Raw genomic sequence first — 24,237 nt, forward strand, 5'->3', positions numbered from 1 at the left:
CAAAAATGCGGAGCCCTTCCTCTCACTGACAATATATGAACGAACAACACAAAATATGACCGCCCGCCCTCTTGGGGCGGGAGGCCTTACAGCAGCGAACGGAGATCAGCAAAAAACGTCGGATAGGAAACGGCGACCGCTTCCGAACGCTCGAGACGGACCGTCCCTTTGGCGATGCAGGCAGCAACGGCGAGCATCATGCCGATGCGGTGGTCGCCATGACTGTCGACAACAATCCCGTCGGCATAAAGCGGCGTTTTGCCGCGGATGATCATGCCATCGTCGGTTGCTTCGATGTCGGCGCCGAATTTTTTCAACTCGGTGACGACCGTATTGATCCGATTCGTCTCTTTCACCTTCAATTCGCTCGCGTCTTTGATGACGGTCGTTCCTTCCGCCTGCGTCGCGAGCAAGGCAATGATCGGAATCTCGTCGATCAATCTTGGAATCAGATCCCCTCCGATTTCGACTGCTCGAAGCGTCGACGTGCGGACCGTAATGTCACCGACCGGCTCGGTTTCCTCGTGGCGGACGTTGTCAATCGCAATATCCGCCCCCATTTGTGCAAGCACATCGATGATGCCGGTCCGCGTTGGATTTAAGCCCACGTTTTTCAGCACAATTTCGCTGTTTGGCGCAATGGCGCCGGCGACAAGGAAAAAGGCGGCTGACGAAATATCGCCGGGAACGTAAACGTGCGTCCCGCGCAAGCGCTGCGGCCCAGCGACCGAAACCGTCAAACCGTCGACACCCACCTCGCCGCCGAACAATCGAATCATCCGCTCCGTATGGTCGCGCGAGCGGTGCGGCTCGGTGACCGACGTTACGCCGTCGGCGAACAAGCCCGCAAGCAAAACGGCTGATTTGACTTGTGCGCTCGCCACCGGCGAAGTGTAACGGAGCGGGCGAAGCGCGCCGCCGCGAATCGAAAGCGGCGTATAATGCCCTCCTTCACGTCCGTCAATGCGTGCCCCCATTTGGCGAAGCGGCTCCGTCACTCGCCCCATCGGCCGCTTGGCGATCGATTCGTCGCCGACCAAGCAGGCGTGAAACGGCTGGCCGGCCAAAATGCCAAGCAACAGGCGCGCGGTCGTCCCAGAGTTGCCGACATCAAGCACAGCGGCGGGCTCACGCAATCCATCAGGGCCGGTTCCTTCGACAACAACGGTCGTTCCGTCCCGGCGAATGTCGACGCCAAGTTTGCGAAAACAATCAATGGTGCTTAAACAATCCGCCCCAGGCAAAAAATGGTCAATCACCGTTCGTCCAGAAGCAAGCGCCCCAAGCATGACAGCGCGATGGGAAATGGATTTGTCGCCGGGCACCTCAATCGTTCCCCGGAGTGATGATACGTTCGTTGGCAGCTGCATGGAACCCCTCCACCATTTTGATTGCTATCCTTCATAGATGGCGTAGCTCGTATGTTTCGCAAGGCACGCTTTCGCCCGCGCCCGATCGTCTTCGCTTTGGAAGCTGAGGCGGAGCACGCCGTAAATTTCTTCGCGCGTTTCAATGATGCGGATGTTCGTGATGCTGATGTTTTCCTCGGCCAAATAGCCGGTCACTTCGGAGATGACGCCCGGATAATCCGGCACGTCGACATACAAATCGTAAAACGACGGAATCGCCCCCTTTGTCCGTGTCGGCAGTCCGTCGCGAAACTGCTTGGCTTCCAGAAAGTAATGGTAAATGGCCGGGCTGTTTTCCTCTTCGACAAAGGAGCGAAGCTTTTCCATCTCCGCCATCCATCGGTCAAACAAAGCCAGCATCTCCCGCTTATTATGGATCAAGATATCGCGCCACATTTCCGGATTGCTCGACGCAATGCGGGTGATGTCGCGGAAGCCCCCGGCCGCCAGCCGGCTGACAAGCGCATTTTCGCACTCGTACTCGCGCGCCTGGTGGACGAGGCTCGCTGCAATCAGATGCGGAAAATGGCTGATGACCCCGGTGATGCGGTCATGTTCCTCGGGCGTCAAGATGACAAACTGTGCTTTCGTTCCCGCAAGCCACTGTTTCAACGCTTCGACTTGCTGCGACGGCACATCGTCCGTCGGCGTCAAAATGTAAAAGGCGTTTTCAAACAGGTGAGCTCTAGCCGCCGCCACCCCGCTTTTATGCGACCCGGCCATCGGATGGCCGCCGATGAAAGCCACGCCGCACTCAAGCAGGCGGCGCGCCCGTTCAACGATGCGCCGCTTTGTGCTGCCCACATCCGTCACAATGACGCCCGGCTTCAGCCGCTCAAGCGGCATGGATGAAAGCAGCGCCTCCGTCTGCATGACCGGGGCGGCCAAAACGATCAAATCCGCCCGTTCGTACGCTTCTGCCAATGAGCGTGCGGCTTCATCGATGACTTTGAGCGAACGGGCCAGACCGAGCTGCCGCTCATTGACATCGTAGCCGATGATCACCGCCTCCGGATGCGCTTTTTTAATCGCCAGTGCAATCGATCCGCCGATCAAGCCGAGGCCGACAATGAACACGTTTCCTTCCAATCGTCCCACCTACTTTATGCAACGATGCGCCCGCTGCTTGCGAAAAGCAGCGGGCTGATCTTTTCTATTTATCCCGCCGCTGAACGGTCAAGCGAGCTGTTTTTCCCGAAGCAGTTGCAAAACGAGTTCCAACACCCGGTCGTTTTGCTCTTTCGTGCCAACAGTCACGCGCACGCCGGTCGGCAGCCCAAGCGCTTGACCGGAGCGGACAATGACGCCTCGCTCAAGCAAATATCGGAACACTTCGTCGCCATCCAACCCGAAATCAATGAACAAAAAGTTTGTTTGCGACGGGTAATACTTCAGACCGTTCTCCTCGCAAAAGCGATAATACCGTTCAAGCTCAGCACGATTTCGTTCGACGCAGGCGCGGATGAACGCTTGATCGTCAAGGGCGGCCGCCGCGGCCGCTTGGGCGATGGTCGACGTGTTAAACGGCTCGCGCGCTGGCTCGACGGCGCGGATGAGCGTCTCGCTCGCCACGCCGTAGCCGACGCGGAGCGCAGCGAGCCCGTATGCTTTCGAGAACGTGCGCATGACGACAAGCTGCTCGTACTCGTTTAACAGCGGCACCGTTTGCGGGTAGTCGGGCGCCGTCGCATATTCGTAGTACGCTTCATCCACGACCACGAGCACGTGCGGCGGCACGCGATCCAAAAAGAAGCGCAGCTCGGTGTCATTCACATACGTGCCCGTCGGGTTGTTCGGGTTGCAAATCCAAACGATGCGCGTGTTTTCATCGATGGCCGCAAGCATCGCCTCTAAGTCGTGCCGTCCGTCAACGAGCGGCACTTCGCGCACCTCAGCCCGCTCGATGACGGCGTTGTGCCGGTATTGCGGGAACGTCGGCGCCGCCATGACCGTGTTTGTCCCCGGCTCTAAAAAGGCGCGGCAAAAAATTTGCACCACCTCATCCGAACCGTTGCCAAACAGAAGCTGTGTTTCCTTGACACCAAGATGCTTCGCCACTTTTTCGCGCAACGTGCGGGCGTAACCGTCCGGATAGACGGCGAGACGGTCAAGCTCAGCGGCGATGGCTGCTTTTGCCGCTGGCGACGAACCGTACGGATTCTCGTTAGAAGCAAGTTTGATAATCTCAGACAAGCCATATTCCCGCTTGACTTCTTCGATCGATTTTCCCGGCTGGTACGGAGAAAGCCCCCGGAGCGATTCCTTTACTTGCATGATTGTCGCCAACTCCTCCAATTTCGGAACTTTTAGCGCGAAGAACACGGCTCCCGAAGCGGCGCGGCAAGCGAACGGGCATAGGCAGCAAACTCGGCGACGGCTGCTCCCCTTTCATCCAGCGCCTGCAGCCTCGGAGCCAGCTGCTCGACTTTTTGCACAAGCGCGCTGCCGACGACAACGCCGTCGCACACCTCTTTTAACATCGCGACTTGCTCCGGCGCCGAAACGCCAAAGCCAACGGCGACCGGGACGCGGCTATGCCGCTTCACTTCACGGAGGAAGTCGCCGAGCGTCTCCGGCAGCGTCTCGCGCACGCCGGTGACGCCAAGCGAGGAGACGCAGTACAAAAATCCTTGCGCCGCCGAAGCGATCCGTTCGATCCGTTGCTTCGACGTCGGTGCGACAAGCGAAATGAGCGGGATGTCAAACCGTTCACTAAGTTCGCGGAGCGGACCGCTTTCCTCAAACGGCAAATCCGGGATGAGCACGCCGTCGGCGCCATTTTCCTGCGCTAAAGCAAAAAAGGATTCTTCTCCTAATTGTAACACAGGATTGTAATACGTAAAGAGAATAATCGGAATGTTTACCCCTTTTTTTCGCATCTCGCCAATAAGCTGAATGGCTTTCGGCAGCGTCATGCCCCCGTCAAGCGCCCTTGCGGCGGCGCGTTGAATCGTCGGTCCATCAGCGAGCGGGTCCGAGTACGGCACGCCAAGCTCCAATATGTCAGCACCGGCTTCCTCAAGCGCCAAGGCGAGATCGATCGTCACAGCGGGGGTCGGGTCACCGGCGACGATAAACGGGATAAATAGCGGCGGATTAACGGACAGCGGCAATGTCTTCACCTTCCTTCGCGCCAAGATAGCGCATCATCGTTTGCACATCTTTATCGCCGCGGCCGGACAGGCAAATCAGCACCGTTTCATCCGTGGGCATCCGGCGGGCGAGTTCAACCGCTTTTGCCACTGCATGGGCCGATTCGATGGCTGGAATGATGCCCTCTGTTTGCGCCAACAATTGGAACGCGGCGATCGCTTCTTCATCGGTCGCGCTTTCGTAGCAGACGCGGCCAATGCTCGCCAAATACGCATGTTCCGGCCCGACGCCGGGGTAATCCAAGCCGGCAGAAATCGAATACGGCTCGAGAATTTGCCCGTACTCGTCTTGCAATAGGTAGGTCATCGCCCCGTGGATGACTCCTTTCGTCCCTTTGGTGATGGTCGCCGCATGGTGCGGAGTGTCGATCCCTTTGCCGGCCGCTTCGACGCCGACAAGACGGACGTCATCTTGCAAAAACGGGTAAAACATGCCGATGGCGTTGCTGCCGCCGCCGACACAGGCGACGATGACATCCGGCAGCTTCCCTTCACGGGCGAGAAACTGTTCTTTCGCTTCATCGCCAATCACACGCTGAAACTCGCGCACCATTTTCGGATACGGATGCGGACCGACGACCGAGCCGATCATGTAAAAATGGTCGTCGCAGTGGGCGACCCAATAGCGAATCGCTTCGTTCGTCGCATCTTTCAATGTTCGATTGCCGCTTGAAACCGGCACGACTTCGGCGCCCAACAGCTTCATGCGAAATACGTTCAGCTCCTGGCGCTTCATGTCTTCTTCGCCCATAAAGACGATGCAGTCCATGCCGAAATGAGCGGCTACCGTCGCCGCGGCGACGCCGTGCTGGCCGGCGCCGGTTTCCGCGATCAGCTTTTTCTTGCCCATCCGTTTTGCCAAAAGCGCCTGGCCGATCGCGTTGTTGATTTTATGGGCGCCCGTATGGTTTAAATCTTCGCGCTTTAAATAAATTTTCGCGCCCCCAAGCCGTTGTGTCAAATTCGACGCGAATGTGAGCGGAGTCGGACGGCCGGAGTAATGCTGCAAAATGCGAATGTATTCTTGTTTGAACGATTCATCGGCAAGCGCTTTGTCAAGCTCCGCTTCGATTTCTTCAAGCGGAAGCATGAGCGTCTCAGGGACAAACTTGCCGCCGAAATCGCCAAACCGGCCGTATTCATTCGGAACGTGTTCGATCATCTAACCCCACCTTCTCCTTCATAAAAGTTGAAAAACGAAGAGGCGCATTTCTTCAAAGTCCTGCGGTTGGTCAATCGTCCGAGCGTCAGCGCCGTCTTTTGGCCCTTCGTTTTTAAGAATAATGTTTGATCAGACGTGTTGATTAACCAATCAAAAGTCTGTTGAGAAGGCTCTATTCCGAGCTTTTCTGCCGTAGTCGGCAAGCGGTTCGCTTGCCCTGGACATGCTGCCGCATGCCCTCCTCGAACAATGAGCGCTTTGCGGGCCAATTCGGTTTGCCAGCCAACGCTCTTGTTCGGGAGAAGAGGGCGGAAAAGCTTGTGTTCAGCCATATCATTTCTATGTTTTTCCGTACATAGCGAATCATCAACACTCGTGATGTTTGATTTTTTCTTCGATTTGCTTCATCTTCGCTGGATCTTTGCGTCCATCCGTTTCAATGCCGCTGCTGATATCGATGCCATCTGGTCGATAGACAAGCAGCCGATCAATATTGTCCGGAGTGATGCCGCCGGCAATGAAGCATGGCACGCCTTGGCGGGCCGCCTCTTCCAAATAGCCTGGCACTGCCGTCCAGTCAAAGGCGATGCCCGTCCCCCCCCAGGCGCCGGCGACGCGGCTGTCGACAACGTAGCCATCGGCAATGCCAGCGTACTGCCTCATCGCCGCAAGCGCCCTATCGCCATGGTGGATTGTCTTCCAGACGGAAAACGGCACCGTCTCTTTCACTGCCGCCAGCTCCGCCGGCGTTTCCCGGCCGTGGCATTGGATGACATGAAGCGGCAGCTCGGCGGCGACAGCAGCGATCTGTTCAACGGGAGCGTTGACAAAGACGCCGACAAGCTGTTTGGCGCCAAGCTCATGGGGCGCAAGCCACTGTTGCACTTCACTCGGAGAGACGTTCCGCTTGCTTTCGGCGAAAATAAAACCGAGGTAATCAGCCCCGCTCACGATAGCAGCCTGCACGTCTTCAGCCGAACGGTTGCCGCAATATTTAATTCGAATCATCCCCATCTTCCTCCCCAAACAGCCGATAGACCGCCCGCTCCACATCGTCTTGGCGCATGAGCGACTCGCCGACGAGCATGGCCTGTGCTCCATACGATTCAACCGTCTTCACATCGTTGTAGGAACCGATCCCGCTTTCGCTGACGATGATGCACGATGGCGGGATGAGCGGAGCGAGCGTTTTGGTCGCCTCAAGCGTTGTCACAAAGGTATGCAAGTCGCGGTTGTTGATGCCGACGATCTCCGGCGTAAACCGATCGAAAATCCGCTCGAGCGTCTCTTTCGCATGCACTTCGACCAGACATTCGATCCCCGAGCTGTACGCTTCATGATAGAGCTCCTCAAGTGTTTCCGGTGGGAGCGCCTCGCCGATCAATAAAATCGCATCCGCCCCGAGTCGGGCGCTTTCTTCGACTTGCCGCCGATCGATGATGAAATCTTTGCGGAGCACGGGAACATTAACCGCTTCTTTCACCGCTTGCAAATAGCGGCGATGCCCTTGGAAATACCGTTCATCCGTCAGCACGCTGATGGCGTCGGCACCGGCGCGTTCATACGCTTTCGCGATGGCCACCGGGTCAAAATCCGGGCGAATGATGCCTTTTGACGGCGACGCTTTTTTCACCTCAGCGATCAAGCCAAGCATCCGCCGCGGCCGGCGGAGCGCCGCTGCCAATGGTCGGCGCTTTCGCTCTGGCCATGGCGCCGGCAGCGTCAACGTTTCCACTTCTTCCCGTTTGGCTGCTAAAATTTCCCTAAGCATCATGAACCACTTCCTTCGCCCGCAGGCGTTGCAGTTGTTCGTATGCGGTTTTGGACAAAAGTGCCTCTTTCGCTCTCGCCACTCCTTCGGCAATCGTTTCTGCTTTGCCGGCGGCATACAGAGCGGCGCCGGCATTCAGCACAACGATATTGATGGCGCTCTCCGGCGCTGTTCCCGCCATCACCGCCTCAAGAAGCGCGGCGCTCTCTGCCGGATCGCGCACTTGCACATCGGCAAGCTTGCCGCGCGGCAAGCCAACATCTTCTGGAGCGATGACAAAGCGGCGGATCGCCCCGTCTTTCAATTCCACAACATCCGTTTCTGCCGCAATGCTGCATTCATCAAGCCCATCGCGCCCGGTGACAAACAACACATGTTTCGAGCCGAGGCGGCGCATCGCCTCCGCCAATTTCTCAGCGTAGCGGGTCGAATAGACGCCGACGACTTGCCGCTTGCAACGCGCCGGATTGGCGAGCGGGCCGATCAAGTTGAAAACGGTGCGGAACCCGATTTCCTTCCGCGGCCCGGCGGCGTGTTTCATCGCCGCGTGATAGAGCGGGGCGAACAAAAACGCCAACCCTTTCGTTTCCAACGCCTGTTTGGCCGCCGACGGCGACGTTGGAATGTCGATGCCGAGCCGCTCGAGCACATCGGCGCTGCCACTTTTTGACGAAACAGCGCGGTTGCCGTGCTTAGCGACTTTGACACCGAGCGATGAAATGACGATCGCCGCGGCGGTGGAAACGTTGAATGTCGCCGCCCCATCGCCGCCCGTGCCGCACGTATCGATGACATCATCACTAGCCTCAATGGCAGTCATCCGGTCGCGCATGGCCCGCACAAATCCGACGAGCTCATCGACCGTCTCTCCGCGCAGGCGGAGCATGGACAACAGACTGGCGATTTGACTGTCCGTCGCCTCGCCGGACATGATGACATTCATCGCCGCATACGCTTCGTCCTCCGTCAACGCTTCTCCTTCCGCACATTTCGAAAGCAGCTGCTTCAACATACGACCCTCTCCCCTTTCGCAAATAGTCGTTCCGCTTGTTCAATCGCATTCATCAAGGCGCTCGCTTTATTACGCGTCTCTTTCCACTCCAGTTCCGGAACGGAGTCGGCGACAATGCCGGCGCCGGCTTGCACATAGGCATAACCGTCTTTCACGACCGCTGTCCGGATGGCGATGCATGAATCGATGTTGCCGTCAAACCCGATATAGGCAATCGCTCCGGCATACAGCCCCCTCGCCGTCGGCTCGAGTTCCTGCAAAATTTGCATCGCCCGCACTTTCGGAGCCCCGCTCACCGTTCCAGCCGGAAAGGCGGCAAGGAGTGCATCGATCGGGTGAACGTTGTCGTCCAGTTCACCGACGACTTTGGAAATTAAGTGCATCACGTGTGAAAACTTTCCGATCTGAAGCAACACCGGCACCTCGACTGTTCCGTACTTGGCGACCCGGCCGATGTCGTTGCGCGCCAAATCGACAAGCATATAATGCTCAGCCCGTTCTTTCGGGTCGTGGTACAGCTCATCAGCCAGCCTCTCATCTTCTTCCGGCGATCGGCCGCGCCGCCGTGTGCCGGCAATCGGATCGATCTCAACGCGCCCACGGTGCACTTGAACGAGTTTTTCCGGCGAACTGCCGACAATTTCCACATCGCCAAGCTGGAAATAAAACATGTACGGTGACGGGTTGATGTAGCGGAGCAACCGATAAATGGCAAAGCCTCCGGCTTGAACCGGCACGCAGAAGCGCTGGGACAGAACCGCTTGAAACACATCACCGGCCGCGATGTACCGTTTCACAGTCTCCACATCGCGCAAAAACTGTTTTTTGTCATAGTTGGACACTGCTTTGGCAAACGAGGCGGGCCGCCCCGATTCGCCTTCCGCCGGCAAGAGCGGCTGCTCGGTGCGGATGCGGGCCGCTTTCGCTGCGAGATCGGCCATGCGCCGTTCGGCCGCGCGGTACGCTTCGATTTTTTCTTCCTCCGTTTCGTTGCCGCTCAACCGAATATAGTGAATGACGAGCAATTCACGCTTTTGGTGGTCAAACGCAAACAACGATTCACAAAACACGAAATAGGCCGTCTTCATCGGCAAATCGCGGTTTTGATGGCGCGGCACTTTTTCGATGGCGGAAATGAAATCGTAGCCTAAAAACCCAACTGCACCGCCTGTAAACGGCACCGTCTCGGCGAGCGGCTTGACGGCAAGCGTCCGCTCGACCCATTGAAACGCTTCTTTCAGCGTCGGTGCGGTGATTGGTTTGTTCCCGTTTTCGTCTTTCACCGAAAACGTTTCGCCGGTTTCGCTCTCCAGCGTCAAAAACGGCGCCACGCCAATGAACGAATAGCGCGCCCATGGCGATTCGTCATCCTTGCTTTCAAGCAAAAACACGGCTTCCTCGCGCAAATTGGCAAACACGCCGAGCGGCTCAATGACATCGGCTACAAATTTACGCACAATCGGGATGGTGCGAAATTCGTTCGCTTCTGCCAAAAAAGCGGTCAGCCCATCAGCAGACATCACTTCTCCTCCCTTCATGATCAGCGGGCGGAGAATGAGGGTTTATGAGGCGAAAAAAGAGAGGGGAAAATAAAACGCCCAAAGACGACCGTCTTTGGGCAGATGCCGGCGAATGAAAAAACGCTCACCTCAGCTAAACTCGCTCATTCTCATCTACCCTACGCTCGCTCTCCACTCTTGCTCAGCTTCCAACACCCCTCGCTGCGTTAAGGGGGCAAAGAAGTTATTTTAACTATATTACATTTCAGTTTTTTTTGTCAACGACAAATCCGGGCGCAACACAACCGCTCCTTTTAAATACACGTGGCAGATCTCTTCTTGGTGTTTCTCAGTCGCCACCGTCATCATGACGCGAATGCAGCGCGGCAAGGAACCAGGCACCGGAATTTCCCTCATGCACATGACCGGTACATACGTCCAGCCGTCCAAACGGCGCAGCGCCTGCGCCGGAAACGCGGCGGTGATGTCGTCGGTGACGGAAATGAGCACAAACGACACATCAGCAGCGGCGACATCGTTTGCGCGGATCATTTCACGAAGCAACGTTTCAGTTGCCGCCACGATTTCCTCGGCGTCATTTCGATCCACCGTAATCGCTCCGCGAATGCCGCGAATCATCCTTTCCCCTCCTGTTTGGAAAACTCGTCCAGCCACGTGAGCAGGTTGTCATCTTCGAGTTCCACCACTTCCACGTCACCGATCTCACAAAGAAGCACCATTCGCACTGTGCCGGCGTACGCTTTTTTGTCGCCTTTCATCTTCGCAAGCAGGCGGCGCGTCTGAACCGTTGTCGGCAGCGACACCGGGAAGCCGTATCCTGCGAACCAATCAGCCAATCGATGCTCGGCGAACGACCGGCCGTAAAATCGTTCGCTGACAAAGACCGCAAACAGCATGCCAACCGCGACCGCCTCCCCATGGGTGAGCACGCCGTAGCCTAACTCGCTTTCCAGCGCATGGCCAAGCGTATGGCCGAAATTCAAATGGGCGCGCACCCCGGTTTCTTTTTCATCCTCACGGACGACGGACGCCTTAATGTCAATGCCCTTTTCAATGCAATAGGCGAGCTTGTCGCCCTGCAAGTCGGCGAGCGTCTTGATTTCCGCGCGCAGCCATTCGTAAAAGCAGCGGTCGCGAATCAACGCATGCTTGATCACCTCGGCAAACCCGGACCGAAGCTCGCGATCGGGCAAAGTACGCAAAAAAGAGATGTCGTACACGACCGCCTCTGGCTGGTGGAAAGCGCCGATCATATTTTTGCCGAGCGGATGGTTGATGGCGACCTTGCCGCCGACGGCGCTGTCATGGGCCAAAAGGGTCGTCGGCATTTGTATATAGCGGATGCCGCGCATATAGGTGGCGGCGACAAACCCGGCCAAATCGCCGACAACGCCGCCTCCAAGCGCAATGATGACCGAACGGCGGTCAAGGCCGCACTGCAATGCCGCTGTCTGACAGGCGTAATAATTATCAAAGGACTTGGCCGCCTCCCCGCTCGGAATGACGTAGGTGTACACGTCGTACTCAGCGGCGGCAAGCAACCCCCGCACCTCATCCAAATAAAGAGGCGCCACAGTATCGTCGGTAACGATGAAAAGTTTTGTCCCCGGCGGGCAGGCGAGCGATCGAAGCAACTTTGGCAACTCGCGGGCCGCTCCATCGCCCAAAAGAAGCGGATAGCGCTTCGTCGCCGTTTCAATCGTCCGTTCGATCATGGTTAAAACTCCTTTGCATAGCGGCGGGCGCGTTCCACATTTTCTTTAATCAAGTCCATCCGATCCTGCCCAAACTGCTCAACGATCGCCGCCGCCACTTCCCAGGCGACAACGGCCTCAGCGACAACGCTCGCCGCCGGCACGGCGCAGCTATCCGATCGCTCAATGCTTGCCGCAAACGGCTCTTTCGTCTCGATATCCACGCTTTGAAGCGGCTTGTACAGCGTCGGGATCGGCTTCATCACTCCGCGAACGACGATCGGCATCCCGGTCGTCACCCCGCCTTCAAAGCCGCCCGCCCGATTCGTTCGGCGCGAAAAGCCTTCTTCCGGGCTCCAAACGATTTCATCGTGCACTTCACTTCCCGGGAGGCGCGCCGCTTCAAAGCCGATCCCGAATTCAACGCCTTTAAACGCGTTGATGCTGACGATCGCCGCGGCGATTTTTGCATCAAGCTTTCGGTCGTAATGGACATAGCTGCCGACTCCAGCCGGAACGCCCTCAACGATCACTTCCACGATGCCGCCGATCGAATCGCCGTTTTTCTTCGCCCAATCGATCGCTTCCATCATTTTTTTCCCTGCCTCCGGGTCAAAGCAGCGCACCGGCGATTCTTCCGTCACCGCCTGCAATTCCTCAAGCGAACGATAATCAAGCTTCTTGGCGCGCACGCCGCCGATTTCGATGACATGGCCGGCGACGCGGATGCCGACCTCTTCCAAAATGCGTTTTGCCACCGCCCCGGCCGCCACACGCACCGTTGTTTCTCTTGCTGACGAGCGCTCGAGCACGTTGCGCATGTCGCGATGTCCGTATTTCAGGGCGCCGTTTAAATCAGCATGCCCTGGGCGCGGACGCGTCACTTTCCGCTTCACTTCCGCTTCGTCATCCATCGGCTCAACCGCCATAATCGTTTGCCAATGTTTAAAATCGCGATTCTCGACAACGAGCGCAATCGGCGAGCCGAGCGTTTTCCCGTGCCTGACGCCGCCTGTGATTTTCACTTCGTCTTTTTCAATCTGCATGCGGCGGCCGCGTCCGTACCCTTTTTGCCGACGCGCCAGCTCTTTATTGATATGCTCGGCGCATAGCGCGAGCCCGGCCGGTACTCCTTCCAAAATGGCCGTCAATTGCGGCCCATGCGATTCCCCTGCCGTCAAATACCGCATGTTTGTCTCTCCCTTCAGGTCTTTAACGCGTTTAAGTAAAAATATATCATAAATTCGAAAAATGAAAATAGTTTCAGGAAAAAAAGAAGCCGGCGTGAGCTATTTTTTTCGGTAAAAAAACGTCTCCTCGACTTCAAAGCCGTACAAGCCGGGATTGAAAATCTGCTCGGTGCTGCCGACAAACAGCACACCTCCCGTCCGGAGCGCGTCGTGAAATTTGCGATACAGCATCCGCTTCGCCTCTTCCGTAAAATAAATGAGCACGTTGCGGCAGACGATCAAATCCATGTTGCAAGGAAACGGATCCGCGAGCAAGTTGTGCTTTTGAAACTTGACCGTTTGTTTAATCTTTTCGTTTATTTTATAATACTCGCCGTCTTTCGTAAAAAACTTTTTTCTCATTTCCTCCGGCAGCTCTACAAGCGACCGCTCGCTGTACAAACCGAGACGCGCGCGGGCGAGCGCATTATCGTCAATGTCGGTCGCCAACACCGACACGCGGTGAAGCGGCAATCGTTTTGCAAGCACCATCGCGAGCGTATACGGCTCCTCGCCGGTTGAGCAGGCAGCGCTCCACACGTTCGGGCGCGGGTTTTCCGCCAAGAGCCGCGGCAAAATGGTGTGCTCAAGCACTTCCCAACGCTTGGCGTTCCGGTAAAACTCCGAGACGTTGATCGTCATCCGATCCAAGCATTCATGCCATAGCGCCGGCTCTTTCTCCATCGCCGCAAACAACTCGGCAAAGCTTTTTAGCCCTTTTTTCATGTACAACGACGCCAAACGCCGCCTCATCTGCGCCTCCTTATATAGTGATAAGTCAATGCCTGTTTTTCGCTTCACTTTGGCAATGAACTGTGCGTAATCGTCCATCGTCGCCTGTTCCTCTCCCCTGTCAATATACAAAAACGGCAAAAACCGGCCGAATGGCGGCCGGTCTTCGCATCAGTACAGCCATGCGTTGATCTGTTTCGAATAGCGGACGAGCTCTTCTTCTTTAAAGAACAAGTTGATTTCGCGTTCGGCGCTTTGCGGCGAGTCGGAGCCGTGGATGACGTTTTTGCCGACCGTCAGGCCAAAATCGCCGCGGATCGTGCCAGGGGCAGCCTCCTGCGGATTCGTTTTCCCCATCATTTGCCGGGCGGCGGCGATCACGTTCTCGCCCTCCCACACCATGGCAAACACTGGCCCCGAGGTGATAAAGTCGACGAGCTCGCCGAAAAACGGGCGCTCTTTATGCTCAGCGTAATGCTGCTCGGCCAGTTCGCGCGACACCTGCATCAGCTTCGCGCCGACAAGCTGGAAGCCTTTTTTTTCAAAGCGAGCGACAATCTCGCCGATCAAATTGCGCTGAACCCCGTCCGGTTTCACCATGATGAATGTCCGTTCTGCCATTCGCTCTCCACCTCTACTGTCGTATGTACTGGGAAACGGGTTCCCACCCATCATAGTATCATGGTTCCACGCCGTTGGCAACAGCGTCCTTGAAAGCGCTAATAATCCCTTTTCCCAATGTAGAGAGCGAGATCATGGAGCAGCGTGCGCGCTTCGTTGGCCGGCAACTCGTTGAGCAGGCGGAGCGCTTTTTCCAAATAGCGGTCGCTTAGCGCATACGATCGTTCGATGGCATCCGTCTGTTTAATGACCGCCAGCACCGCTGACATTTCTTTGGCGTCAGTGTCCGCGTTGACGGCCGTAATTTTCGCTCGCGCCTGTTCATCGCAAAGGGCATACAGCACCGGGAGGGTGACGTTTCCTTGCTGCAAGTCGCTTCCAGCCGGCTTGCCGAGCTGCTCTTCCGTGCCCGTGAAATCAAGAATGTCATCGGTAATTTGAAACGACATGCCGACGTAATGGCCGAACCAATACAGTCGGTTGGCCACCGCCTCCGGCGCGTCGGCGGCAAGGGCGCCAAGCTGGCAACTCGCGGCGATCAATAGCGCCGTTTTCCGGCGGATGCGCCGCAAGTACGTGCGAAGCGGCTGGTCGAATCGGTATTTGTCCTTGATTTGCTCGATTTCCCCACGGCACACTTCCACGATCGTTTTCGCCAGCACTTGATGAGCGCGCGAACTGGAAAGCTCCGCCATCCGCTCAAGCGAACGAGCGAAGAGGTAATCACCTGTATACATGGCAAAACGGTTGCTCCATTTCGCCTTGATCGTCGGGCGGCCGCGCCGAACGTCGGCGTCATCGATGACATCGTCGTGAACGAGCGATGCCATATGGATGAGTTCAAGCGCTACGGCTACATGTTTAATCCGTTCAAAATCATAATGGCCAAAACGGGCGGACAGCAAGACAAAAACGGGACGGATCCGCTTTCCGCCCGCTTGCAATAAATGGAGCGCCGCTTCCCCCAGCGGCCCGTATTCCGACCGGACCGTCCGCTCGAGCTCCTCTTCGACCGCCGCCAAATCATCGCTTAAAAACGAATACATCGCCTTTAACTTCATGGTGTTCACCTTGACTCATCGTTTATAGCCTAAATGCATGGCCGCTACGCCGAACGTGTACGGTTTGACCTCGACATCGACGAAACCGGCTTCGCGGAACATCTCGGCCAGCTCGTCCCGTCCTGGAAATTCACGCGCCGATTCCTGCAGCCATGAGTATTCCTCATAGCTTTTCGCCAACAGTTTGCCAAACAGCGGCATAATAAACCGAAAATAAAAATAGTAAAGCTGGCGGAAACCAAACAACGTCGGCTGCGACGTTTCCAGACAGACGGTCATGCCGCCCGGCTTGGTGACTCGGTGCATTTCTTTCAGCACCGTCATATAATCAGGGACGTTGCGCAAGCCGAAGCCGATCGTCACATAATCGAACGAATTATCGGGAAACGGCAGCCGCATGGCGTTGCCGTGAATGAGCTTGACGTTGTCGAGGCCGCGCGCCTTCACCTTTTGCTCGGCGACTTTCAGCATGTTTTCGCTGAAGTCAAGACCGTACACTTCCCCCTTCGGTCCGACCGCCTCAGCCAGCGCAATCGCCCAATCGGCCGTTCCGCAACACACGTCGAGCGCCCTTTTCCCTTTTTGCACATTCATCCTCCGCATGACGTCCTCGCGCCATTTCAAATGGCGGCGGAAGCTGATGACAGAATTCATCCGGTCATAATGTGCAGAAATGTTTTCAAATACGCGATGGACTCGTTCTTCTTTCGATTGATGCATCGTTCTACCCTTCTTCCACCGACTTTTTGACAATGGCTTGAAATCGGCCGGCAAGTTCCGCCATACGGAACCGCAGCAGGTCATTCATCGGCAAGTCGGCCGAAAGCAGCGCTTCCTTGCAATGGTCGATATAACGCTCGCAAAGGCGAAGCAAATGCCGCTTTTGTTCTTTCGTCAGCCCTTTAGCCCACGGAAAGGCGATATGCGCCATTTGTTCAAACAGCACCGATGACCCGGTGCGGACGAACGCTGCTTGCTCGAGCAGCAAGCGCCGCAACAGCAAGTAATGGCCGGCAAATTCCCCCCATTGCGGCGCCCCGATGCGCTCGGCAAGCTTCACAAGCAATGCCGACTCGATCGTGCCGACCGCGGCGAACAGCGTCTCGATCCGCTCCACCTTTTTTTCGTACAGCTGCACTTTTTGCTCATTAATCTCACGGACCGCTTCGGCAAACAAACGGATGAGCGCGACATCGCCCGAGCGCGCCAGCAAGTCGTAATAAAGCCCGCTGTACAAGTCGCCGGCCAAAACGACAAGCTGCCGCGTCCGCAAATCGCCGCCGCGGTCTGTCACCTGATCATGGGTGTCAAGGGCGATTTGCATGAGCATCATGGCGATGATGCACCGGTCCGGCTCATTCGGCGCCGCCGAAGCATCAGTCATCATCGACAGCGAAAGCAGCAGCCGATCTTCGTCGACAGCCGGCGTCGGCACATGCGCGCGCAAATACGGATGGTCCAGCTGCCGTTCGATTTGTTCCTTCAATGACGCCAATTTCACCATGATGTCATTCACTCTTCTCACCCTTGTCCCCCCAAAAATATCCGCACCGCCATGACGGACTCATTATAACATAATTTTGTCGAAAACGCTCTAGTTTGCTAGAAATTTGCCGGTTTACTTTTTGCCTTCCGATTCAACCACACCGTGGCGCGTTTGAATATACGCTTTTCCTCTCACTTTGATCGCCGACGTATGTTCCGTGAACTGAGCGATCAACACTTCGCCTTTGTCAAGCTTTTCCGAATGGTGAAATCTTGTGTCCGCGCCGCGCGTCAGCCCGATGACGTTCACCCCGTCTTCGAGCGCTTTAATGACGACAAAATCGCTGTTTGTGTACATCCTCTTCCCTCCTTACGCTTTGATTAACGAAAGCACTTCAGTGCGGGCGTTGGCATCTGTTTCAAACACGCCTCGCACCGCGGTTGTCACTGTTTTGGCCCCCGGTTTTTTCACCCCGCGCATCGTCATGCACATATGCTCCGCTTCAACGACGACCATCACCCCATGCGGCTCAAGCGCCTCGACGATCGAATCAGCAATCGTCGCCGTGATGCGCTCTTGCAGCTGCGGGCGACGCGCCACCGCCTCAACGGCTCGAGCAAGCTTGCTCAGTCCGGTCACTTTCCCTCCCCGCGGAATATAGGCGACGTGAGCAACGCCAAAAAACGGCACCAAATGGTGTTCGCACATCGAATAAAACGGAATATCTTTGACGAGCACAAGCTCCTCATGTTCCTCGCTGAATACGGTTTGAAAGTGCTGCTTCGGGTCTTCCTGCAACCCAGCGAACACCTCGGCATACATTTTCGCCACCCGCTTTGGCGTATCGACGAGCCCTTCGCGGTCTGGATCTTCCCCGATCGCCTCAAGAATGAGGCGGACCGCATATTCAATTTGCGCAACATTGATCTCTGGCATACAAACAACATCCTCCTGCATCATAAAAGCTGCATGTAATCCGATTCTAGCATAGGGAGCCAAAAAAAACAAAAAAGAAGGGCGGTGGATCACCTGCCCTTCCCTTCTGCGCTCCTGCTATGTAGGCTTACTTGACAGCATCTTTCAACGCTTTGCCCGGTTTGAATGCAGGAACTTTGCTTGCCGGAATTTCCATTTCTTCGCCCGTTTGCGGATTGCGTCCTTTCCGGGCGGCGCGCTCGCGCACTTCAAAGTTTCCAAAACCGATTAATTGCACTTTATCGCCTTTTCGCAGCGCTTCTGTAATCGAATCAAACACCGCATCAACGGCTTTTGTTGCATCTTTTTTCGAAAGACCGCTTGTTTCAGCGACCGCGTTGATCAATTCCGTTTTGTTCATGCCATTCACCTCCTCCCAAGGAGCTGGTCTTGTTTACTACCATTTGTGCACACTTTTCTGCTTTTCTATACATAGACATCCAATTCCAGCGGCAAGAAGGCTCGCGCGCCGCGCCGGCGCAACCAATCATTCTATGTTTGCCTCGCGACAGTCCGCAGGAGATGCGCCTATGCCGCCGGCTGAAGCCTCTTCCCAACCGTTTGGGCTTCTCCTGTTTTTGCCGAGCGCAAACGAAGCAAAGGACAAGGAAACCGCCTTCTTCCCGCCAACAGGCGGTGACATGCCTAATCTTAACCAATTGACCGCGGAAATTCAACATCTTTTTTCGCAAAAACGGCCAATTTTAGGCATATTTCACCAAAACAACGATTTCAGATAAAAGATTACCATAACGCCATGCCTATAATCAAGTGCCAATCCTGATTTCTCAAGGGTTTTGGCGATTTTTTCCCTTTGCCGCTTAGCAACTGAAAAAATGGCATCAAAAAAAGCCCCCTTTTCGGGAGCTTGGCGCGCGGCCTCCGCTTTTCTTTTCTGTCTAGCTCCGGCCGCTAGCTCCCTTCCGCAAAATAACCCCCGCCCTCGAAGTGCAAGCACTTCTGCGGGCGGGGAACATTTTTCCTCGGGAGCTTGGCGCGCGGCCTCCGCTTTTCTATAAAATAATCGCGATGAGGCCGCCGGAGCCTTCGTTGATGATACGCTCAAGCGTTTCTTTCAGCTTGTAGCGGGCGTTTTCCGGCATGAGCGCCAGTTTCGCTTGGATGCCTTCACGGACGATGGAGCTGAGGGAACGTCCGAAAATGTCAGAGTTCCAAATCGACAGCGGATCGTCTTCGAAGTCTTGCATTAAATAGCGGACGAGCTCTTCGCTTTGCTTTTCCGTGCCGATGATCGGCGCAAACTCCGATTCGACGTCGACTTTGATCATATGAATCGACGGCGCAACGGCTTTCAGACGGACGCCAAAGCGCGACCCTTGGCGGATGATTTCCGGTTCGTCAAGGCTCATGTCGGACAAAGCGGGAGCAGCGATTCCGTAGCCGGTTTGTTTGACCATTTTCAAGGCGTCGGCGATTTGATCATATTCCGCTTTCGCATGGGCAAAATCTTGCATCAACTGAAGCAGATGGTCTTTGCCGCGGATCTCGACACCGACGATTTCTTTTAAAATTTGATCGTACAGCTCATCCGGCGCGTACAAGTCAATTTCGGCGATCCCTTGCCCCATTTCGATGCCGGCGAGCTGCGCTTTTTCGATGAAATCGTACTCGGCAAACTGCTGCACAACCCGGTCGACGTCGCGCAGCCGTTTAATGTCTTTGACGGTGTCGCGAACCGCTTCTTGGTAGCTTTCGCGCAGCCAATGATCTTCGCGAAGCACCATCACCCAGCTCGGCAAGTTGACATTCACTTCAAGCACCGGAAATTCATATAATGCTTCACGAAGCACGTTATACACATCGGCTTCGCGCATGCTTTCCACGCTCATGGCGAGCACCGGGATGTCGTACTTTTCGGCAAGCTCGCGACGAAGCGCTTCGGTTTCCGGATGGTGGGGCCGAACAGTGTTGACGATCATAATGAACGGCTTGCCGACTTCTTTCAGCTCGCCAATCACCCGTTCTTCCGCTTCGACGTAGTCTTGACGCGGAATTTCCCCGATCGTGCCGTCTGTCGTAATGACGACTCCAATCGTCGAATGTTCTTGGATGACTTTTCTTGTCCCGATTTCCGCCGCCTCTTGGAACGGGATCGGCTCTTCATACCAAGGCGTGTGAATCATCCGCGGCCCGTTTTCGTCTTCATATCCTTTTGCGCCGGGCACAGCGTAACCGACACAATCGACAAGACGGATGTTGACTTCAAGACCCTCATCCACTTTCACCGTCACCGCCTGGTTTGGCACGAACTTCGGTTCTGTCGTCATGATCGTCTTGCCGGCAGCGCTTTGCGGCAGTTCATCTTGGGCGCGCGCTTTATCGGCTTCGTTTTTAATGTTCGGAATGACCACCAACTCCATAAACCGTTTAATAAACGTCGATTTTCCGGTGCGGACGGCGCCGACCACCCCTAAATAAATGTCGCCCCCAGTCCGCTCGGCGATATCTTTAAAAATATCGACCTTTTCCAAATGACTCCCCTCCAGTTCTTCGGTCGTTATTAGAAACAGCGAGATGAACCAATAGAGCAGGACACTATATGCATATGATGTTGTCCGATTCGGTTATGACTAAAATAGAAAAAATCCCTTCTCTAGAATGTATTTTCCTAGAGAAGGGAAGATGACTCATTTTATGAAAAAAATCGGTTCATTCGTCTTGGCATCGATCGTATAGGGCAACGAGTACGCCGGCACAAAAAGCGAATGGTCAGTCAAAATCGGGCGAATGTCGTCGCCTGGCTTGTAGTGGTGCGCATATTTTTTCAACGCCGCATACAAATCAGAACGATAGTCGATATAAATTTCCCCATTCCCGTCGATGACAAACGGCAAGTTGTTGCCGGAAAACGGGCTGACGACATACGGCGGCTCTTTGTAACCGAGCTTTTTGTAATCGAGCGTAAATACGCCCGGCGCAACGACGTCTTGAAACGGCGGATACTTATGCTTGTCCGTATACATGCGCAGCCGCAGCTTTAAATCACGGACGCGCTCAGCCAATCGCAAATCAAGAAGCTTGACCGTCGGGTTCGTTTCCGCATTGATGATCATATACTGGAAGACGCCCCCGCTTTCATAGGCGTTTCCCGGCGGCTCCTGCATATAGCGGGGAACGAGTTTTTGAAAATCGACTGGATACTTCAAATACATCGGCGTGTTCATGTCGCGTGTTTTGATCGGCAGAAGCCCGCCGGTCGCCTTCCGGTATTCATCAACTGCCGATTGGACGGCCGCCACTTGGTCTTTGTAAGGAATTTGGTTTTGTTTCAACCGCTCTTGTGGATACAGGCAGCCGGAAATCATGGCCAAACATATACATGACAACAACAAGCGAGCGATTCGTTTCATCTTTCCCACCTTTTTGCCTATTGCGGTGTTGGTCCGCTGAATACGACGAAAATGATGATGATGCCGGCGAAAATTAAAAGAATGTAGGCGATGAGCGCCAACAGGAAGCGAAGCCATTTCATCTTGACCTTATAGCGGCTTAAATAAATGAAGCCGACAGAAATAAACATAAACACCATCGAGGCGATGGCGATCCACATTTTCGCTAACGCCGGTGACATGGAGGCCCCTCCTTTTTTTCGACAACTATAATTATAGCATTGGCAAAAAAAAAGCTGAAGTAAAGCGGGGCTTTCTTTACTTCAGCATCGCCTCATACCCTTCCGGAAGCTCAAGCCGATGATGGTTCGCCATATTGTATGCAAAACGAAGACGACTTGTACCGCCATTGGCCTATTTTCATCATTCTTGTTCGGCAAAAATATGGTTCAAGTCGTCCATTTCCTCCTTTTTTCCACGCGCCATGAGCGAATCGACCGCCTCTTTCGGGTCTTTTCCCGCAAACAATACGTCATAGAGAGCTTCGGTGATCGGCATCTTCACACCAAGCTCTTTCGCCAGTTCATAGGCGGCTTTTGTCGTCCGCACCCCTTCGACGACCATTCCCATGCTCTCGAGCACCTCGTCCAGCTTTTTTCCTTGACCGAGCATGTAGCCGGCCCGCCAGTTGCGGGAATGAACGCTCGTGCACGTGACGATCAAATCGCCGACTCCGGTCAAACCGGCGAACGTCAGCGGATTAGCGCCGAGGGCGCAGCCGAGGCGGGCGATCTCGGCGAGCCCCCTGGTAATAAGAGCGGCTTTGGCGTTATCCCCGTAGCCGAGCCCGTCGCTGATGCCGGCGGCCAAGGCGATGATATTTTTCAGCGCTCCACCGACTTCGACGCCGATTAAATCCGGGTTCGTATACACGCGAAAATAGTGATGGTTCATAAAGATGTCTTGGATGCGGCGCGCCGCTTCCATATTGGGCGATGATACCGCCACGGTCGTCGGATGCCGGAGCACGACCTCTTCGGCATGGCTCGGCCCGGAAAGGACAATAACATCCGCAAGCCATTCGCCCATTTCCTCGATGACCATTTCCGACACCCGCTTATGCGTCCCCGGCTCGATTCCTTTGCTGACGGCAACGACCGTGATCGGTGCCGTCAAGCAGGGGCGCGCTTGTTTGAGCACATCGCGGATCGCCTTCGTCGGTACGGCCAGCACGACGATGGAAATGCCGTCAAGCGCAGCGCAAAGATCATCGTAACCAATGATGGCTTCCGGCAGACGGACGCCTGGCAAATATTTTTCGTTCGTCCGTCGTTCGTTGATCTCCCAGGCTTGCTCCGCCCGATGGCTCCAAAGCCGGACGCGGTGCCCGTTGTCGGCCAACACGAGCGCCAACGCCGTGCCCCAGCTTCCCGCCCCCAGTACGGCGATATTCTCCATCGTTTCCCACTTCCTTCGTCCGATTGTCGCAATCTCGAAAAAGAGCAGCCGCATCGCTTCGTTCTCGTCCATCCGGCTTTCACGGCTATGGCTTCCGCTCCCGCCATCCATCCGCGCAGAAGCGCGCTCGGCCGGTTTGCTTGATTCCGGCCCCTTGGTGAATCCCGCGGCGCTTGTCGCCGATGAGCACGCCCGGCCCCGCTTTCCCGCTGCCGGCGCCCTTCCCTCCAGCCAAGGAAGAATCGTGGGTTTCGCGAGCTCTCTTGGCGCTTTCCTTCTTATTTCCGCGGACGGGCGATGATTTTAATCGGCGTGCCTTCAAAACCGAACGCATCACGGATGCGATTTTCCAAAAACCGTTCATATGAAAAATGCATCAATTCCGGATCATTGACAAACGCGACAAACGTCGGCGGTTTGACGGCGACTTGCGTCATATAATAAATTTTTAACCGCTTGCCGTTGTGCGTCGGCGTCGGATTCATCGCCACCGCATCCATAATGACTTCATTGAGCACATTGGTCTGGACGCGCATCGCATGGTTGTCGCTCACAAGCCGGACGAGCGGCAAGAGCTTATGCAGCCGCTGTTTGGTCTTCGCCGACACGAATAAAATCGGTGCATAATCCAAAAATGGAAAATGATCGCGAATCTTCCGCTCAAACTCGACCATCGTTTTGTCGTCTTTTTCAATCGCATCCCATTTATTGACGACCAAAATGACGCCGCGTCCGGCCTCATGGGCATATCCGGCGATTTTTTTGTCCTGCTCGATGATGCCTTCTTCGGCGTTTAGCACGACAAGCACGACGTCCGAGCGCTCAATGGCCCTTAACGCGCGCAAGACGCTGTATTTTTCCGTGCTTTCGTAAATTTTTCCTCGCTTGCGCATCCCTGCCGTATCAATGATAACATATTCCTGCCCTTCGCGCACGAACGAGGTGTCGACGGCATCCCTCGTCGTACCGGCGATGTCGCTGACGATGACCCGCTCTTCGCCTAAAATGGCATTGACCAGCGATGATTTGCCGACATTTGGCCGGCCAATAAGGCAAAATTTAATCACGTCTTCCTCATACTCCTGCCCGCCGCCTTTCGGGAAATGACGGACGACGGCGTCAAGCAAATCACCAAGCCCCGTCCCGTGCGCTCCGGAAATCGGATACGGCTCTCCAAAGCCGAGGGCATAAAAGTCATAAATCAAATCGCGCATCTCCGGATTGTCGATTTTGTTCACCGCGAGCACAACCGGCTTGTTCGACCGGCGAAGCAGCTTGGCCACTTCTTCATCGGCCGCGGTCACGCCGTCCCGGCCGTTTGTCATAAAGATGATGACATCCGCCTCATCGATCGCGATTTCCGCCTGCTGACGAATTTGCACAAGCAGCGGCTCGTCGCCGATGTCAATGCCCCCGGTATCGATCAAGTAAAACGAATGGTTCAGCCATTCGGCCCGGCTGTAAATGCGGTCGCGCGTCACTCCGGGTACGTCTTCGACGATGGAAATGCGCTCCCCGACGATGCGGTTGAAAATCGTCGATTTCCCCACATTCGGACGGCCGACAATGGCCACGACTGGATTTGCCATGCTACCACCCTTTATC

Annotated in this window: 26 protein-coding genes; 1 reads left to right on the top strand and 25 read right to left on the bottom strand. The window is 55.4% G+C overall.

What is annotated here, in order from left to right; translation table 11 throughout:
• Positions 1–86: 86 nt before the first annotated feature.
• The 20 genes from aroA to ETC05_RS08910 form a co-directional block, all read right to left on the bottom strand.
• Positions 87–1,370, bottom strand: a complete 1,284-nt coding sequence (aroA, locus tag ETC05_RS08815; RefSeq protein WP_031408711.1) for a 3-phosphoshikimate 1-carboxyvinyltransferase — start codon at positions 1,368–1,370, stop codon at positions 87–89.
• A 24-nt stretch (positions 1,371–1,394) separates the two neighbouring features.
• Complete coding sequence (locus ETC05_RS08820) at positions 1,395–2,498, bottom strand: prephenate dehydrogenase (protein WP_031408709.1); 1,104 nt, start codon at positions 2,496–2,498, stop codon at positions 1,395–1,397.
• Positions 2,499–2,585: 87 nt separating this feature from the next.
• Positions 2,586–3,683, bottom strand: a complete 1,098-nt coding sequence (gene hisC, locus ETC05_RS08825) for a histidinol-phosphate transaminase (protein ID WP_171660853.1) — start codon at positions 3,681–3,683, stop codon at positions 2,586–2,588.
• A 32-nt stretch (positions 3,684–3,715) separates the two neighbouring features.
• Positions 3,716–4,522, bottom strand: coding sequence for a tryptophan synthase subunit alpha (gene trpA / locus ETC05_RS08830; RefSeq protein ID WP_031408704.1), 807 nt, complete (start codon positions 4,520–4,522; stop codon positions 3,716–3,718).
• Entirely contained in the window at positions 4,506–5,723 is a 1,218-nt protein-coding gene (gene trpB / locus ETC05_RS08835; RefSeq protein WP_031408702.1) for a tryptophan synthase subunit beta, read from the bottom strand. Before trpB ends, trpA begins: the two co-directional genes overlap by 17 nt.
• 366 nt (positions 5,724–6,089) lie before the next feature.
• Positions 6,090–6,731 (bottom strand): phosphoribosylanthranilate isomerase, encoded by a 642-nt coding sequence (locus ETC05_RS08840; protein ID WP_031408699.1) that lies wholly within the window; start codon positions 6,729–6,731, stop codon positions 6,090–6,092.
• The gene (gene trpC, locus ETC05_RS08845) at positions 6,718–7,494 is read right to left on the bottom strand and encodes an indole-3-glycerol phosphate synthase TrpC (protein ID WP_031408698.1); all 777 of its coding nucleotides are present in this window, start codon (positions 7,492–7,494) and stop codon (positions 6,718–6,720) included. Before trpC ends, ETC05_RS08840 begins: the two co-directional genes overlap by 14 nt.
• Entirely contained in the window at positions 7,487–8,506 is a 1,020-nt protein-coding gene (gene trpD / locus ETC05_RS08850) for an anthranilate phosphoribosyltransferase (protein ID WP_031408695.1), read from the bottom strand. The genes trpC and trpD overlap by 8 nt, the downstream gene beginning before the upstream one ends.
• Complete coding sequence (gene trpE, locus ETC05_RS08855) at positions 8,500–10,026, bottom strand: anthranilate synthase component I (protein WP_031408693.1); 1,527 nt, start codon at positions 10,024–10,026, stop codon at positions 8,500–8,502. Before trpE ends, trpD begins: the two co-directional genes overlap by 7 nt.
• A gap of 237 nt (positions 10,027–10,263) precedes the next feature.
• Positions 10,264–10,644, bottom strand: a complete 381-nt coding sequence (gene aroH / locus ETC05_RS08860; RefSeq protein WP_031408691.1) for a chorismate mutase — start codon at positions 10,642–10,644, stop codon at positions 10,264–10,266.
• Entirely contained in the window at positions 10,641–11,741 is a 1,101-nt protein-coding gene (gene aroB / locus ETC05_RS08865) for a 3-dehydroquinate synthase (RefSeq protein ID WP_031408689.1), read from the bottom strand. Before aroB ends, aroH begins: the two co-directional genes overlap by 4 nt.
• Before the next feature lie 2 nt (positions 11,742–11,743).
• Positions 11,744–12,910 (bottom strand): chorismate synthase, encoded by a 1,167-nt coding sequence (gene aroC / locus ETC05_RS08870; protein WP_031408687.1) that lies wholly within the window; start codon positions 12,908–12,910, stop codon positions 11,744–11,746.
• A gap of 99 nt (positions 12,911–13,009) precedes the next feature.
• Positions 13,010–13,780 (bottom strand): CheR family methyltransferase, encoded by a 771-nt coding sequence (locus ETC05_RS08875; protein ID WP_171660854.1) that lies wholly within the window; start codon positions 13,778–13,780, stop codon positions 13,010–13,012.
• A 72-nt stretch (positions 13,781–13,852) separates the two neighbouring features.
• On the bottom strand, positions 13,853–14,302 hold the full coding sequence (ndk, locus tag ETC05_RS08880; protein WP_031408684.1) for a nucleoside-diphosphate kinase: 450 nt from the start codon (positions 14,300–14,302) through the stop codon (positions 13,853–13,855).
• A gap of 98 nt (positions 14,303–14,400) precedes the next feature.
• Positions 14,401–15,363 carry a heptaprenyl diphosphate synthase component II gene (gene hepT / locus ETC05_RS08885; RefSeq protein ID WP_031408682.1) on the bottom strand — a complete coding sequence of 321 codons (963 nt, stop codon included), beginning with the start codon at positions 15,361–15,363 and terminating at the stop codon, positions 14,401–14,403.
• 15 nt (positions 15,364–15,378) lie between these two features.
• Positions 15,379–16,083, bottom strand: a complete 705-nt coding sequence (gene menG, locus ETC05_RS08890) for a demethylmenaquinone methyltransferase (protein ID WP_031408680.1) — start codon at positions 16,081–16,083, stop codon at positions 15,379–15,381.
• Positions 16,084–16,087: 4 nt separating this feature from the next.
• The gene (locus tag ETC05_RS08895) at positions 16,088–16,867 is read right to left on the bottom strand and encodes a heptaprenyl diphosphate synthase component 1 (RefSeq protein WP_031408678.1); all 780 of its coding nucleotides are present in this window, start codon (positions 16,865–16,867) and stop codon (positions 16,088–16,090) included.
• A 114-nt stretch (positions 16,868–16,981) separates the two neighbouring features.
• Positions 16,982–17,206 carry a trp RNA-binding attenuation protein MtrB gene (mtrB, locus tag ETC05_RS08900; RefSeq protein WP_011231698.1) on the bottom strand — a complete coding sequence of 75 codons (225 nt, stop codon included), beginning with the start codon at positions 17,204–17,206 and terminating at the stop codon, positions 16,982–16,984.
• 12 nt (positions 17,207–17,218) lie between these two features.
• Positions 17,219–17,785 carry a GTP cyclohydrolase I FolE gene (folE, locus tag ETC05_RS08905; protein ID WP_031408675.1) on the bottom strand — a complete coding sequence of 189 codons (567 nt, stop codon included), beginning with the start codon at positions 17,783–17,785 and terminating at the stop codon, positions 17,219–17,221.
• A 127-nt stretch (positions 17,786–17,912) separates the two neighbouring features.
• A complete protein-coding gene (locus ETC05_RS08910) occupies positions 17,913–18,185 on the bottom strand; it encodes an HU family DNA-binding protein (protein WP_008879623.1) in 273 nt (90 codons plus the stop codon).
• A gap of 169 nt (positions 18,186–18,354) precedes the next feature.
• Between ETC05_RS08910 and ETC05_RS17850 the strand changes: the two genes are divergently transcribed.
• Positions 18,355–18,564: a hypothetical protein gene (locus ETC05_RS17850; protein ID WP_237746898.1), complete on the top strand. Its 210-nt coding sequence runs from the start codon at positions 18,355–18,357 to the stop codon at positions 18,562–18,564.
• 273 nt (positions 18,565–18,837) lie between these two features.
• On the opposite strand, the gene spoIVA is transcribed toward ETC05_RS17850, so the two are convergent.
• The 5 genes from spoIVA to der form a co-directional block, all read right to left on the bottom strand.
• A complete protein-coding gene (gene spoIVA / locus ETC05_RS08920; protein WP_031408672.1) occupies positions 18,838–20,316 on the bottom strand; it encodes a stage IV sporulation protein A in 1,479 nt (492 codons plus the stop codon).
• A gap of 156 nt (positions 20,317–20,472) precedes the next feature.
• Positions 20,473–21,195 carry a hypothetical protein gene (locus ETC05_RS08925; protein ID WP_031408670.1) on the bottom strand — a complete coding sequence of 241 codons (723 nt, stop codon included), beginning with the start codon at positions 21,193–21,195 and terminating at the stop codon, positions 20,473–20,475.
• Between the two features lie 17 nt (positions 21,196–21,212).
• A complete protein-coding gene (locus ETC05_RS08930; protein ID WP_031408668.1) occupies positions 21,213–21,416 on the bottom strand; it encodes a DUF2768 domain-containing protein in 204 nt (67 codons plus the stop codon).
• Between the two features lie 181 nt (positions 21,417–21,597).
• Positions 21,598–22,632 (bottom strand): NAD(P)H-dependent glycerol-3-phosphate dehydrogenase, encoded by a 1,035-nt coding sequence (locus ETC05_RS08935; protein ID WP_171660890.1) that lies wholly within the window; start codon positions 22,630–22,632, stop codon positions 21,598–21,600.
• A 278-nt stretch (positions 22,633–22,910) separates the two neighbouring features.
• The gene (gene der, locus ETC05_RS08940; protein WP_031408664.1) at positions 22,911–24,221 is read right to left on the bottom strand and encodes a ribosome biogenesis GTPase Der; all 1,311 of its coding nucleotides are present in this window, start codon (positions 24,219–24,221) and stop codon (positions 22,911–22,913) included.
• Positions 24,222–24,237: the final 16 nt, after the last annotated feature.

The organism is Geobacillus sp. BMUD (genome assembly GCF_013096845.1).
GTDB lineage: Bacteria > Bacillota > Bacilli > Bacillales > Anoxybacillaceae > Geobacillus > Geobacillus vulcani.

Excerpts from the sequence above, each read along its gene's own strand:
- ETC05_RS08935 (WP_171660890.1), bottom strand. The coding sequence starts at position 22,632 with ATGGAGAATATCGCCGTACTGGGGGCGGGAAGCTGGGGCACGGCGTTG.
- hisC (WP_171660853.1), bottom strand. The coding sequence starts at position 3,683 with ATGCAAGTAAAGGAATCGCTCCGGGGGCTTTCTCCGTACCAGCCGGGA.
- aroC (WP_031408687.1), bottom strand. The coding sequence starts at position 12,910 with ATGCGGTATTTGACGGCAGGGGAATCGCATGGGCCGCAATTGACGGCC.
- trpD (WP_031408695.1), bottom strand. The coding sequence starts at position 8,506 with ATGTTGAAGCAGCTGCTTTCGAAATGTGCGGAAGGAGAAGCGTTGACG.
- ETC05_RS17850 (WP_237746898.1), top strand. The coding sequence starts at position 18,355 with ATGCCGCCGGCTGAAGCCTCTTCCCAACCGTTTGGGCTTCTCCTGTTT.
- aroH (WP_031408691.1), bottom strand. The coding sequence starts at position 10,644 with ATGATTCGCGGCATTCGCGGAGCGATTACGGTGGATCGAAATGACGCC.
- ETC05_RS08875 (WP_171660854.1), bottom strand. The coding sequence starts at position 13,780 with ATGGACGATTACGCACAGTTCATTGCCAAAGTGAAGCGAAAAACAGGC.
- aroB (WP_031408689.1), bottom strand. The coding sequence starts at position 11,741 with ATGATCGAACGGACGATTGAAACGGCGACGAAGCGCTATCCGCTTCTT.
- trpC (WP_031408698.1), bottom strand. The coding sequence starts at position 7,494 with ATGCTTAGGGAAATTTTAGCAGCCAAACGGGAAGAAGTGGAAACGTTG.
- aroA (WP_031408711.1), bottom strand. The coding sequence starts at position 1,370 with ATGCAGCTGCCAACGAACGTATCATCACTCCGGGGAACGATTGAGGTG.
- ETC05_RS08925 (WP_031408670.1), bottom strand. The coding sequence starts at position 21,195 with ATGAAACGAATCGCTCGCTTGTTGTTGTCATGTATATGTTTGGCCATG.
- trpE (WP_031408693.1), bottom strand. The coding sequence starts at position 10,026 with ATGTCTGCTGATGGGCTGACCGCTTTTTTGGCAGAAGCGAACGAATTT.
- folE (WP_031408675.1), bottom strand. The coding sequence starts at position 17,785 with ATGCCAGAGATCAATGTTGCGCAAATTGAATATGCGGTCCGCCTCATT.
- ETC05_RS08840 (WP_031408699.1), bottom strand. The coding sequence starts at position 6,731 with ATGATTCGAATTAAATATTGCGGCAACCGTTCGGCTGAAGACGTGCAG.
- ETC05_RS08895 (WP_031408678.1), bottom strand. The coding sequence starts at position 16,867 with ATGGTGAAATTGGCGTCATTGAAGGAACAAATCGAACGGCAGCTGGAC.
- ETC05_RS08930 (WP_031408668.1), bottom strand. The coding sequence starts at position 21,416 with ATGTCACCGGCGTTAGCGAAAATGTGGATCGCCATCGCCTCGATGGTG.
- trpB (WP_031408702.1), bottom strand. The coding sequence starts at position 5,723 with ATGATCGAACACGTTCCGAATGAATACGGCCGGTTTGGCGATTTCGGC.
- ETC05_RS08910 (WP_008879623.1), bottom strand. The coding sequence starts at position 18,185 with ATGAACAAAACGGAATTGATCAACGCGGTCGCTGAAACAAGCGGTCTT.
- hepT (WP_031408682.1), bottom strand. The coding sequence starts at position 15,363 with ATGAAGTTAAAGGCGATGTATTCGTTTTTAAGCGATGATTTGGCGGCG.
- ndk (WP_031408684.1), bottom strand. The coding sequence starts at position 14,302 with ATGGCAGAACGGACATTCATCATGGTGAAACCGGACGGGGTTCAGCGC.
- mtrB (WP_011231698.1), bottom strand. The coding sequence starts at position 17,206 with ATGTACACAAACAGCGATTTTGTCGTCATTAAAGCGCTCGAAGACGGG.
- menG (WP_031408680.1), bottom strand. The coding sequence starts at position 16,083 with ATGCATCAATCGAAAGAAGAACGAGTCCATCGCGTATTTGAAAACATT.
- der (WP_031408664.1), bottom strand. The coding sequence starts at position 24,221 with ATGGCAAATCCAGTCGTGGCCATTGTCGGCCGTCCGAATGTGGGGAAA.